The organism is Streptomyces sp. NPDC001194 (assembly GCF_042896985.1).
In the GTDB taxonomy this organism is placed as follows: Bacteria; Actinomycetota; Actinomycetes; order Streptomycetales; family Streptomycetaceae; genus Streptomyces.
In genome coordinates, this window is the sequence record NZ_JBIAXU010000006.1 from 109,789 (window position 1) to 121,666 (window position 11,878).

Genomic DNA, 11,878 nt, shown 5'->3' on the forward strand with positions numbered 1-11,878 from the left:
AACCACCAAATGAGGGAGAGCCGATCGTGAATCAGTCGCTCGTGGATCGTATGTGGGAGTACATGAACGCCGGCCTGGCCATGGACGTGGAGAAGCTGGATGCTCTCTACGACCCTAGCTTCGAGAACATTCGGTTCGACGAAGAAGGCCAGGTAGTGACCCTGACGAAGGACCAGTTCATGGCGCGCTTCCGTGCACTGCGGGACCAGGGATTGAAGGTGGGTGAGTCACTCGACGACGTCCGTCTTCTGGCCACCAGCGTGTACGACGGCCATGGGACGATCATCATGCGCCGGGTAGATGAGGGGGTCCCGGTGCTCTACAACTTCGTCTGGCGGTGGCAAGACGGTCGCTGGACCACGCTCCTGCGCGAGTTCACCTTCCACAAGGACATCACCAACCTGGTCAGGATGATTGAGTCCGAAAGCTCGCCCGGCTGACCGCCTGGCTACCTCCGGAGGACCAGCGTTGCCCGACGACGGGACGCCAGCCTCGGTCAGGTCCGAACGGTCCGGTACGGTGCCGACGCGCCTCGCCGCCGCCTGGCGGCGGTGTAGCGCGGTGCAGCGGATGCCGCCGCCGACATGCCACTCCATCACCGGTGCGATGCCGCCGCGTTCTGGGCACCAGACCGCGAGAACCAGGCCGCCGCAGTCCTGCAGGAGGCACACGCACTCCCGGCCCGGCGTTCGGCACGCCATCGCGGGACACCCGACCCCGGCTGGCGCCTCTCCGTCATCCTCACCTCCCCCAGCACCGCCATGGGCCGCGTGCCCGGCATGGGCAGCCTGCGCACCGACGCCCCCTGGGCTCGAAGAACCGACGGGCCGCCACCCGTTACGACGTCGGACGAGCCCTCGCCACCGGCGATTCCTACACCCGACCCGCACACCACAAGGTCGGCACCAAACCCCGGCGAACCTGACATACGGCAGGCTGGGTGACAAGCTCCGGGTTCCTGGGTCAGGTGGCGAGCAGTGCGGTGTGGATGCGGGCGATGGCCCGCAGTACCTCGTCGCGGTTCAGAGAGCGGTTGGAGCGGTCGTCGCGTCCGGGGCTGTCGGCCTGGACCCGGCTGATCTCCACCCGCGGTGGTGACCGTCCTGCGCGGCGGCTGGCAGCACGGCCGCACCGACCACCGCCCCGGCAGCCAGAACGGTGGCGGCGATACGACGGGCGGAGGAAGAAGCAGACAACAGGGGGAATGCTCCCTCAAGAACAGCGCTCCACCAGCCGCAATCCGGAATCATGCGCTCCGGCACAGCCGTCGAACGGACTGAGGGGTTCCCATCGCAACCAGAGGGAGCGAGAACGGTTCCGCCTCGTACCGCCCCGCCCGGACGCGGGGCCCGCCGCCGTCTACATGCCAAGCTGGAGCAGGCTGGCCGCCGGCTCGCCGCGCTGCTGCTCCCGCCGCCTGGGCGTGGTCCTGGCGCTGCCTGGTGCGAACCAGACTGCTACCCGCAGTTGTCCGGCCGGAGCGAGTGGAGCTTCGCCCGCGTGAGCGTGGTGCGCCTGAGCACTTGAGCCCGGATGAGCCGGACCGTGGGCGGGATCGGCAGAGTGACGGGGGTACGGCTCCACCGAAGCCACAACGCCAGGTGGCCAAGCTCGGCGGCCTGGACGAGCTTTTCTAGGGACCACTCCTTCGTACCCCGATCCACCTCGATGCTGATCAGCCGTCCCTTACCCGAACGGTGCCGCAGTTGCAGGTCGAGGCGCCCGGTCCGGTTCTGCCGAGTAACGGTGGGCAGCTTCACCTCCCGCTGAACTTCATACCCCTGGTCGGTCGCCCAGTCGGCCACCGCGTCGGTGAAGAAGGCGGTCACCTCGGGGGTAGACAAGTCACTGAACTGCTGTCGATTGAGCCAGGCCCGCAGGGAGCGGGCGGCGGCGTCGAGCCCGGCTTCTGTCATGAGCGACAGTCTGCCCTGCGGGACTGACAGCTCGTCACGCCCTCCGCCGTTCCTCGCCCCGGCCGTCCGGCGGGTGAGTACACGAGGTGCCTCCCGTTCTCGTGAACATCAACCACGGCCCGGACGGTGCACCTCCCGAAGCGATGAACGTTGACGTTGCTGCCGGAACTCCCTGAACAGACAGACACGAGTGGCCCGAGTTCGAAATGCGCAAGCTCGACGAGCTCTTCCTGTGCCGCTGTCACGACCCCGCTCACCATTGTAGGAACCACAGTGCCCCCGCCGCCGGACGGCCTGGGCCTCCACCTGCCGCCTGGTGCGGAGCGCACCGGACGGCATCGAGCGGTGCCCCCTTCGGGGCAGAGTCGGGGGCCGCCACCCCGGGGGTGACGAGCCGGGCAGCGAGACGTTCAGAATCAGGCCCCGGTGGCGATGTCAGGTCCCGCTACTGCAGGCGCATACGGATGCGGTGACCCGTGGCCGCGGCACGGCGTTGAACCCGGCATGGACATGGACGACGAAGACTTCCTGAGCGTGCTCATGGACGCCGTGACCGACACCCGCCTGAAACTGCTCACGGGCGACGAAGCCAGGGCGGTCATGATGTTGCTCGGCGCGCTCGAGGAGGAGACCCGCTCCGAAGAGGTACGCACCGCGGCCGGCGAGATGCGGTCCCGCCTCGGATCACGCCTCGCCCTGCCCACCCCGGCCACCGGGCCCGCGCGAACCTGAAACCCGTTCGTACGTCCGTCAACGTGTTCACGCCGACAGAGCGTGACCTCCGCGCAGCACCACCCGTCCAAGACGCCACGCGAGACCGTGTGCCGCTCCACGTGCGTCCGGGGTCGGCGGCGGCTGGAACCTGTCCGGTCGATCTTGGTCGCGTTCCAGCAGGCAGAGTGAGTCGAGGCTGCGGCCGGATGTCAGCGTCTGGTGATCAGTCGGCCGCGTGCCGGATCCCCTTGGCCGACAGCTAGGGCGTGTCCGCAAAGTCCCGCCTGCCCCGCGACGCCCGGCACGCGCTCTCGGCGCACCGGGCGAAATCCCGAGTACGTCCAGTACAAGGGCTTCCGCCCGGCACACCGAGAGCACGCACCGGACGCCGCGGGACCGCCCTCCGGGCGGCCGGCGCCACTTTGCGGACACCCCCTAGTACTCCCTCCGACCCCAGGAAGGCGCGGCTCCTGGCCGGCGTACACCACCTGCCGGTGCCGGGTGTCGGGCCGCGGCGGCACCGGCCGCGGCCCGTCCCCCTGCGAAACGCGGACGCTGGCCGAGGCTCACCGGGCTGCGAGCGGCGCGGCATAGCACCGGACGTACACCGTCTGCTGCGGACTCCACTGCTGTTCGACGGTGTCCATCAGCTCCCAGCCCAGCCGCTCGTACAGGGCTGCCGCGGCGTGATCGGCGGACAGGACCTCGAGCACCGGATGCAGTCCGTGCCGCTGTGCTTCCTCCACTGCCCGCCCGACCAGCAGGGCACCGAGGGCGTGCCCCCTGGCGCGGGGAGAGACGAACAGCCGGGTGACCACGGCGGCCGCCTCCGGTGGCGCGCCGGTCCGCCCGCTCCACACGGCGGGGGCCGAATCGCCCGCGGCCGCGTGCGACAGGGCGATGTGCCCGACGGGGCGGCCGTCGAGCTCGGCCACCCAGGAGCCGAGCAGGGGGCCGTCCGACAGCCAGGCGCCGGGCTGATCAGGCCAGTTGAGGGGGTAGCCGTCGTGCCGGTGGACCTCCGCGAGGACGCGCAGGCACGCCTCGACATCGTCGTCGGCCCTCCGCCGGATGCGCAGGCCCGGCCTCTCCTCCGGCACGCCGGAGCCTTCGGCGACGCTCACTGCGCTCCCTCCGCCCGCTCCGCCGAGGCCCGCTGCTCCGCCTCCCACTCGGCGTCCGCTGCCTCTTCCTCGGCCCGCTTCTGCCACTCCTCGTACTCGGGGTACTCGGGCTCCTCGTACGGCAGGGGATCGGTGACCCAGCCCGCCGCGAGCACCAGGCGGGAGGTGCGGTGGACGGCGAGGAAGCCGAAGGGGCGGTCGAAGCAGACCTCGGCCTGCCGGGTGCGGTAGCGGAGCCGGGGCGGTGCGGCCGCACCGACGCACGCCTCGACGGCCGTCACGGCCGCGGCCTCGAAGCCCTCGGCGTGGAAGCGGGCCACCGCCGACTGGCGTGCCGAGCCCACGGCCAAGGGGCGAGGACTGATCCCCGGAAAGTGGCCGGCGCCGGTGTCCAAGGCGGAGGCGAGGCCGAACAGGCCGCGATGGTCAAGGAGATCGTGCTCGGCGGTCACGTCGAAAGCCGTCGTCTGGATGTGGAGGTACGGCTCCGGATCCGGCGCCAGGACCGTCCCGATGCGCAGGCCGGGACCCGGGTTCCCCTCGGGCAGCAGGCTCGCGCCGGTGGCCGCGACCGCACGGGTCACCACGTCCACCCCCGCGGACAGCACCCGGCGCGGCGACGCACCGGGTGCGCCCAGCACCAGGTGGACGTCCACGCCGCCGTCGCCGACCACCTCGAGCACCGTGACCGGACCCGCCGGGGTCTGCGCCACGCGGACCCGGTCCAGGAGTGTGGTGCTGCGGCGCAGCGCGGTGAGGCCCCGTCCGGCCCAGGGGCCTTCGGACGGCTCGACGATCCCGGAGCGGAACGGCTGGATCCAGCGCAGCCGCTGGGCCAGGGCCGAGGCGAGCACCAGCTGGGTGTGCGCGGGGGGCGGCGGGAAGTCGACCGGCATCCGCTCGACCAGGCCGCCGGTGCGTTCGGCGGCCCAGGCGTCGAGGGTCTTGGCGTCGGTGTCGGGATCGCCGGTCAGCAGCCCGTGCGCGCCGTCCGGGAGCGCGTCCAGCCACCGCTGCTCCAGGGGCAGCTCCTGCAGGGCCCACAGACCCGTGGCCGTATGGAGGCCCCGTACGCCGGACAGGTCGGCGAGGAGCTCGCGTGCGGCCGCGGCCGCCGAGTCGGCGGATATGCCGAGGGCTTCGGAGAGTTCCCCGCGGGCGGGGGCGGCCGCGCCGTCGGCGAGGAGGGCGAGCAGGGGCCAGGCCCCCACGGCCGTGAGGACCGTGCCGGTGTCGCCGGCGACGGCTTGTTCGGCCCAGCGTGCGGTGAGCCGGTTGACCGCACGGATCGTCGAGTTGCGCATGGTCGGGAGAGTAAGGGACGAACGCCGCCGGGCCGCAGCCGATTTCCCCGGTCGCCGCTACGGCGGGCTCCGGTGGCCGACGTCGTCGGCGAGGCCGCCGTTCAGCGCTAACTGCACGGCGGGGGGACGGGGATGGGGAGTGTGGCATGTCCGACGGTGCCGGTAGCCTCGTCGGGCTACCCGCACAGGCACGGAAGGGCGCCGCCGGGTGAGTAGCCGCTGGCATCGGGTGATCGCCGAACCGGGCGCCCAAGGCGACGCTGCCCGTGTGCAGCTGCCCGGCTCGTGGGCAACGTTCCGCCCACGGAGGGCACCATCGCCGTGACGATCCCACTACATGGCCGAGACGAACTACCTGCGCAGCGAACATGCTGCTGCGGGCACTCCTAGCCGACCGGTGCCCGCCCCGGCGACTGCCTGCAGCCCGGGGCTGGCCGCGTTTCCGCGACGTGTGGAAGGCGCGGGTACTGGCCCGGCTTGGCGGGGTGTGGCGGGCCATTCCCGGGGACACAGCCGTGAACGAGATGCGCAGCGCCCGTTCCGAAGCTCTTCTCGCCGCAGTCGTCGAGCAGGCCGAGGGGTTGCAGGCCAGCCTCGACAGCGACCGGAACGTAGACCGGCTCTACGAGCAGCTCCTCCAGGCGGGCGCGCCGGTCCCGGTAACCCACAGCCGCGACCAGGAGGGCGAGGACGACGGCTACGCCCTCGTTGCGCACACGGGCTCAAGCGTGAAGATTCGGGCCGCGTCGCCGCCCCGTGGAGCAGCGCTGACCACCATCGCCACGCATGACGTTCTACGCGTCGGCGACCCCTTCGTGCTGGTCCGCGATGGCCGAGAACCATGGGCGCGGACGTCCTCTCCGCGGGCCCGGCGGCGGGTGCGAAGAGGACGTCCGGGCGCAGCGGTCGTGCGGTGGCGCCGGCCGTGCCGGGGTCAGCAGCCGCCGCAGTTGTAGAAGGTCACGTCCCAGTGGCTCCCCTCATCGGCGTAGACGTTTCCGGCGCCGGACTTCCACTGCGGGGCGCCGTCGCCCCGCAGTCCGATGTAGCTGAAGGTGTTCTTGATGTAGGTGCCGAGGCAGGTGTACTTGCTGAAGTCCAGCTTGTAGCCGTTCCAGTGCGAATAGGTACCTGACGCGTGGCCGGTCTCCGTGCCTCCGGTGATGTTCACTGCGCAGCCGCTGGCGCTCTTGAGGGTCTGCGCGCCTTGTGCGGTCGCGAGGTTGAGTTGCTCAAAGGAGGTGCAGGTCGCGTTGTTGCGGTTCGAGCAGCCGCCGGACGACGACCAGGTGATGGCGGAATTGCGGAACATCGAGGTCGCGGTGGCATGGCTGATCTTGGTGGCCGCGTGCGCGGCTGTGGCGCCGCCCAGGACGCCCACTCCGGGCGCGAGCAGCGCGCCCAGGACGACGGTGAGCGCGGTGAGGACCGAACGGAGCTTCATCGAGATTGCCTCCTGCTGGTGGCCGTAACGGATGGAACGGCGGTGCGGAGAGGGCAGGCGTGTGCTGATGGAGCAAGGAGATGGTGGCGCAGTTCTACGCACGTCCGCCAGAGGACGACGGAACGCTTCCGCACATCTCCTGCCCCCACCGGGGCACACGCCACCCGGAGAGCCTCAGCCTGCAGGCCCGGAAGGCGCGCCTGCGGAGTCTGGAGATCCTCGCCCGTGCGGCAGCTGCTCCCGCAGGCGCACCGCACGCTCACCGGTCACTGGGGTCGTGAGCTACTCCGGAAGCATGCCCCAGCGACGCCTCGACGGCATGGGCCCCATACTCTCTTCCGAACCACCCGCGGATCCGGCTCCCCCGCTGCGCCCGAGCCGTGCGGTCAGCGGGCGGTCGGTCCGCTGCTCACGGCTGTCCAACTGCCGCCGCGGACCGCGTACACCGTCAGCTTGCGGGTGAGCGTATCGCCGTTCCCGTCGAAGCCGACGCGACCGGTGACTCCGTCGAAACCCAGCCGTGCCACGGCGGACGGCAGTTCGGCCCGGGCATCACCGGGAAGGGTGCCGCCGTGGGCTTCCACGACCGCCTTCACCGCCTCGATGAGAGCCCAGGTCGCGTCGTACGCGTACGGCCCGTACCAGCCGGCCGCATCCGTGTAGCCGGCCTTCCGGTACCGGGCGAGGAAGTCCTGCCCAGCTGCGGACTCCTCGGCCGCCACGCCGATGTTGGTGGCGAGGTCGCCCTCGGCCTTGGGGTTCGTCGTGAGGTACTGCTGGTCGAAGATGCCGTCACCCCCCATCAGGGGGACGTTCACCCCCGCCTGATCGAGCTGCTGGGAAAGGGGCGCAGCCGTGTCGTAGTAGCCGCCGAAGTAGACGGCGTCGGCTGCCGAGGACCGCACCCTTTCGGCGAGGCCCTCGAAGGCGCGCTCCGCGGGATCGACCTGCTCGGTACCGACGACGGTCCCGCCGAGCTTCGTGAACTCGGCCGTGAGACCGGCGGTGAGAGCGGTGCCGTGGGCGCTCGCGTCGTCCACCACGTACAGCTTGGTCTTCTTCGCCTCGCCGTGCAGGTACCGGGCGGCGAACGGCCCCTGGTCGACGTCCGTGGCGACGGTGCGGAAATAGGTGGAGTGGGGACGCGACGGGGTGCCGGCGGCCCAGGTGGAGCCCAGTGTCAGTACGGGATCGGTGTTGCCCGGTGACACGACGGCCATGTTCGCCCGCGCGAGGGGCGCCACGAAGGTCTTGGCGACACCCGAGTTGAGGGGGCCGACGACTCCCAGCACCTTCCCGTCGGCCACAAACCGGGCGGCGTTGGAAGAGCCCTTGGCGGGGTCGGCCCCGTCGTCGAGCGCCTTGATCTCGAAGGTCACCCCGGGGACGGACTTGGTTTCGTTGGCGGTCCTCACCGCCAACTCAGCCGAGTTTCTGATGCCGATGCCCATGGATGACAGGGCGCCGCTCAGCGGTGCGTCCACCCCGATCACCACGTTGACGAAGGACGCCTCCGACCCACTGCCGGCCGCCCCGCCGCCGCGCGTCGCGCCCTTGTCCCCGGTGAGGGTCCAGGTGAGGACGGAGCCGGTGGCGAGCGTGGCCAGCACCGTGGCCACGACGACGGACCGCCGGGTCAGGCGCCGGTGGCCGGTAGGAGTCCGTTCGCCGGTGCTCATCCCGTACGTACGCGCTTCGGGCAGGGGCGTGGTGGTCGGCCGGTCCGGCACGGGGCGCTGCTGGGCGTCCGCACCGGAAGCGGAGTCCAGGACCGTCGGGGTGCGGGGGGACGGCGGCGGTGAGGTGGGCCGCTCAGGCACTGCCCGGCCGGCAGTGGGCGGCGTGGCATCCGGCGCGGGCACGGGAGTGGTGGCATCCGGCGCGGGTACGGGAGTCGCCCGCGGGTCCGGCTTAGGCGGGGAGGACGGCTCCTGCTCGCTCCCCTCGCAGTCGGGTACGTGGGGCGCAGGCTTGGAGGACCGCAGTACCGATGCCAGCATCTCGGCCGCTTCGCCGGCGCCCACGCGCTGCGCCGGGTCCTTGGTGAGGAGCGCGTCCAGGATGGGCGCGAGCGGGCCGGCGTGGACCGCGGGCCGGTGCGGGCGGGTGAAGACGGCCACGGCGAGGGCGTGGAGCCCCTCCGCGTCGAACGGGGGGCGCCCCTCGACGGCGTGGTAGAGGGTGGCGCCCAGCGCCCACAGGTCATTGGCGGCGGTCGGGCGCTTGCCCTCCAGCTGCTCGGGCGCCATGTAGTGCGGGGTGCCGATGACGATCCCGCTGTGACTCAGCTTGGTCGTGGCGTCCGCGAGGTGGGCGATGCCGAAGTCGGTCAGGACGACGCGGTCCTTGGCCAGCAGCACGTTGTCCGGCTTGATGTCACGGTGGACGATCCGCGCCCTGTGCGCCTCGGCCAGCGCGTCGAGCATCGCGGCGCCGATCTCGGCCACGCGGCGCACGGGCAACCGCCCGCCGCTGCGGATGGCGGCGGCCAGGGACTGCCCGCGCACCAGCTCCATCACGAGGACGGGGGCGCCCTCGTGCTCCACGACGTCATGGATGGTGATGATGCCGGGGTGGCTGAGCGTGACCGCGGCGCGCGCCTCTGCGATGAACCGCCGGACGAGCGCCGCGCGGTCGCCGTCGTCCATGCCTGGCGGAAAAAGGATCTCCTTGATGGCGATCTCACGCCCGAAGAGGTGCTGGTCGAGGCCACGCCACACCCGGCCCATACCGCCTTGGCCAATGCGTTCGACCAGCTGGTACCGGCCGGCGATGAGTTCGGGATTCTGCTCGGTCACGCGGACACTCTAGGTCCTGCTGAGCCGAGCAGGAGCCGGAAGCATGGCTCGATACCGCCCCCCTCGGTGGATAGACCGGGGATGGATTCGATCCCACGCCTGGATCTCGCCTTTGCAGCAGTTCGCGGTCGCCGTGAGAGTGACGACGGGCGGTCCGGGCCGTCTCCGGATCGGGAAAGCGGAACTCCGGCCCGTGCTTCGGTGGCCGACCGCCCCCGGCGGCCACGGACACCAGGCCGCTTCGGCAAGCGCATCACCCGATCACCCCGGACACGACCCGCCAACTCGACGGCAAGGTCCCAAAGGCACGTTTCGTGCGCTCCACATCGCATGATGGAGACATGGGCGACCGCGAGGACTTCCTGACGTGGATCAAGACCGACCTCCACCGGGCGGAGGCCGCGCTGCACGACGGCGACCCGGAGCCCAGACGGGCGCTCTGGTCGCACGAAGAGCCGGTCAGCGTGCTGGGCGCCTGGCACAACGCCCGCGGCCTGGCGGAAGTCGACGCCCTCTTCACCGCCCTCGGCCAGTCCTTCTCACACTGCACCTCCTACGCGTTCGAGCTACTGGCGTATGACGTCGTGGGCAACATGGCCTACACAGCCGGCCTGGAGCACGTCAGCACCTCCGTAGACGGGGAGCCGCGCACCTACACACTGCGGGCCACCCAGGTGTACCGCCGCGAGAACACGGCGTGGCGAGCGGCCCACCGCCACGCAGACTCAGTCACCCCGTGACGCCGGCGCCGCTACATCCGGGCCGCAGCCCAGTGCCCTGCGGCCCGCCGCAGCCTCACGACACCTCGGCCAACAGCCATTGCGTCCCCAAGGCCAGAACCGGTCGACGGCGGGGGGCCGGCGGGGGTGCCGCCGGCCCAGCGCATCTACTTGCCCGATCTGTTGTGCCGGGAGATCGCGAAGCGGGCAGTTCCTTCGGCGTCTTCGGCCGTGGTGGTGTACCGCTCGAAGCCGGCTTTCTCCAGGACGCGGACGGAGGCCGGGTTCGAGACTTCCACGCCGGCGGCCACGGTGTGGACGGCGGGCGCGGTGAGGGCGAAGGCGGCGAGTGCCCGGGTGGCCTCGGTGGCGTAGTCCCGGCCGCGGCGGGAGGCGACGACCCCGTACCCGAGCTCGAGGACCCCATCGGTGGGGGGCCAGAACAGGCCGATCGAGCCGATGACGAGACTGCTTTCTCGTTCGATGATCAGCCGATGGCCGTAGGTGCCGAACCATGCGGGGTTGTCGCCGAGGAGGCTCGCGATGACGCTGTCGCCTTCGGAGGGGAAGTCCCCCGCCCAGTCGGCCGGCCGGGTGCCGACCGCGCAGTCGAGGACGGCCGCGGCTTCGGCCGCGGTCCAGGTACGCAGGACGAGCCGCTCGGTGGTCAGCTCGGTGAGGTCCTTGGAATGGGAGTAATGCACGTGTGACTCCTGGTCGTGGGAACGACCCGGACCGCGTCGCGTCACTTCAGCGCGCGGACCGGAAAAGGGCATGATGAGAAAGGCCACTGACGGCCATATTCATCAACCTCCCTGCACCAGAGTCGTGTTCGCGCGCTTTCCGCGCCGAGCGACCGTAACAGACCAAGCGGAGAGCTCCGAGCGCAGGCCGGAGCGCGTCAGCCCCGGCCGTGCCGGGCGGGGCTTCCCAGCCCCGCCCGGAATGGCTTCGACTCCGAAGACGGTCGAGCCGCTACCGGCGCCCGTCTAGCCACGCCATCGGCGTCACTTCGGCGCTCGGTACGGAGCTTCATGTCCGCCGGTGTGGAGGGTGCTTCAAGGGCCCACGCCTCGGGGCCGGCGCCGCGCCTGCCGGCGTGCCGGCATCTCACCCAGATCTACGTCCTGCCTGCACCGCAGGCCAAGGCCTCAGGCGGCGAACGGGTTGGTGTGGCCGGGCAACTGCTGCCCCGGGCGCAGGAACCGCTGCCCGCCTTGTCCGTCGGGCACCGCGAGGAACCCGGCGTCCGTCAGCCGCTGTGTGATCCTCCTGCGCCGGATCGCGCCCACCTTGAACGCCACGGTGACGAGCAGCGCGACCGCCCCGCCGGAAACAACCGCTTCGACCGGCGACCGGTCGATGAGCAGGATGACGGTCAGGACCGCGCAGCCGAGGTAGCACATCACCTTCTGGCCCCGGTCGGCGACGTACTGCGCCATGACGTCGAAGGTGATGAGATCCTTCAGCACGGCCACGGCGGCGACCGCTTCGGGGAGCGGCTTCAGCGAGCCCTGCTCCAGCCCCGGCACCGTCCCGCCGTTGCCCGCCTGCGGATGGGCGGTGATGGTGGCCGCCTCGCGGACGCGGGCGTCGGGCCGCGGATCCCGGTACATCCGGACCTGGACGAGCGAATTCTTGAACCCGGTCCTGTACGCCATGCCGTAGGTGTAGCCGTACTGCTCCGCCACGTGCGCCAGGGCGGCCGCCTTCGGCGTGGAGCCCTGGGGGGCGATCTCGACGATGTCCTGCTGACGGGCGATCTGTTGGAGCGTCCCCGCTATGTGACGTTCTACGGACATCCTGTTCCCCGCTCTCTGGGACCCCGCCCGCGCTTGGGGCCGACCGGCGCACAGACT

10 protein-coding genes and 1 pseudogene are annotated in these 11,878 nt (G+C 71.1%); 3 read left to right on the forward strand and 8 right to left on the reverse strand.

The window, feature by feature from the left end; genetic code table 11:
* The first annotated feature begins 26 nt into the window (after positions 1-26).
* Positions 27-440 carry a nuclear transport factor 2 family protein gene (locus ACFY1T_RS16315; RefSeq protein ID WP_390788692.1) on the forward strand — a complete coding sequence of 138 codons (414 nt, stop codon included), beginning with the start codon at positions 27-29 and terminating at the stop codon, positions 438-440.
* Positions 441-1,008: 568 nt separating this feature from the next.
* On the opposite strand, the pseudogene ACFY1T_RS16320 reads toward ACFY1T_RS16315, so the two are convergent.
* Together ACFY1T_RS16320 and ACFY1T_RS16325 are read right to left on the reverse strand one after the other, a co-directional pair.
* Positions 1,009-1,121, reverse strand: a pseudogene (locus tag ACFY1T_RS16320) (lamin tail domain-containing protein); the annotation flags it as partial.
* Positions 1,122-1,457: 336 nt separating this feature from the next.
* Complete coding sequence (locus ACFY1T_RS16325; RefSeq protein ID WP_390788693.1) at positions 1,458-1,916, reverse strand: hypothetical protein; 459 nt, start codon at positions 1,914-1,916, stop codon at positions 1,458-1,460.
* 504 nt (positions 1,917-2,420) lie between these two features.
* Between ACFY1T_RS16325 and ACFY1T_RS16330 the strand changes: the two genes are divergently transcribed.
* On the forward strand, positions 2,421-2,648 hold the full coding sequence (locus ACFY1T_RS16330) for a hypothetical protein (RefSeq protein ID WP_390788694.1): 228 nt from the start codon (positions 2,421-2,423) through the stop codon (positions 2,646-2,648).
* Positions 2,649-3,196: 548 nt separating this feature from the next.
* Here ACFY1T_RS16330 and ACFY1T_RS16335 read toward each other — a convergent pair.
* The 4 genes from ACFY1T_RS16335 to ACFY1T_RS16350 form a co-directional block, all read right to left on the reverse strand.
* Positions 3,197-3,667 (reverse strand): GNAT family N-acetyltransferase, encoded by a 471-nt coding sequence (locus ACFY1T_RS16335; RefSeq protein WP_390788884.1) that lies wholly within the window; start codon positions 3,665-3,667, stop codon positions 3,197-3,199.
* 83 nt (positions 3,668-3,750) lie between these two features.
* A complete protein-coding gene (locus tag ACFY1T_RS16340) occupies positions 3,751-5,058 on the reverse strand; it encodes a serpin family protein (protein WP_390788695.1) in 1,308 nt (435 codons plus the stop codon).
* Positions 5,059-5,992: 934 nt separating this feature from the next.
* On the reverse strand, positions 5,993-6,502 hold the full coding sequence (locus tag ACFY1T_RS16345) for a hypothetical protein (protein WP_390788696.1): 510 nt from the start codon (positions 6,500-6,502) through the stop codon (positions 5,993-5,995).
* Positions 6,503-6,888: 386 nt separating this feature from the next.
* Positions 6,889-9,300, reverse strand: coding sequence for an ABC transporter substrate-binding protein (locus ACFY1T_RS16350; RefSeq protein ID WP_390788697.1), 2,412 nt, complete (start codon positions 9,298-9,300; stop codon positions 6,889-6,891).
* 341 nt (positions 9,301-9,641) lie between these two features.
* Between ACFY1T_RS16350 and ACFY1T_RS16355 the strand changes: the two genes are divergently transcribed.
* On the forward strand, positions 9,642-10,040 hold the full coding sequence (locus tag ACFY1T_RS16355) for a nuclear transport factor 2 family protein (RefSeq protein ID WP_390788698.1): 399 nt from the start codon (positions 9,642-9,644) through the stop codon (positions 10,038-10,040).
* Between the two features lie 146 nt (positions 10,041-10,186).
* Here the strand turns inward: ACFY1T_RS16355 and ACFY1T_RS16360 are convergent, their stop codons facing one another.
* Together ACFY1T_RS16360 and ACFY1T_RS16365 are read right to left on the reverse strand one after the other, a co-directional pair.
* Positions 10,187-10,723 carry a GNAT family N-acetyltransferase gene (locus ACFY1T_RS16360; RefSeq protein ID WP_390788699.1) on the reverse strand — a complete coding sequence of 179 codons (537 nt, stop codon included), beginning with the start codon at positions 10,721-10,723 and terminating at the stop codon, positions 10,187-10,189.
* A 447-nt stretch (positions 10,724-11,170) separates the two neighbouring features.
* On the reverse strand, positions 11,171-11,821 hold the full coding sequence (locus tag ACFY1T_RS16365) for a hypothetical protein (protein ID WP_390788700.1): 651 nt from the start codon (positions 11,819-11,821) through the stop codon (positions 11,171-11,173).
* Positions 11,822-11,878 lie beyond the last annotated feature (57 nt).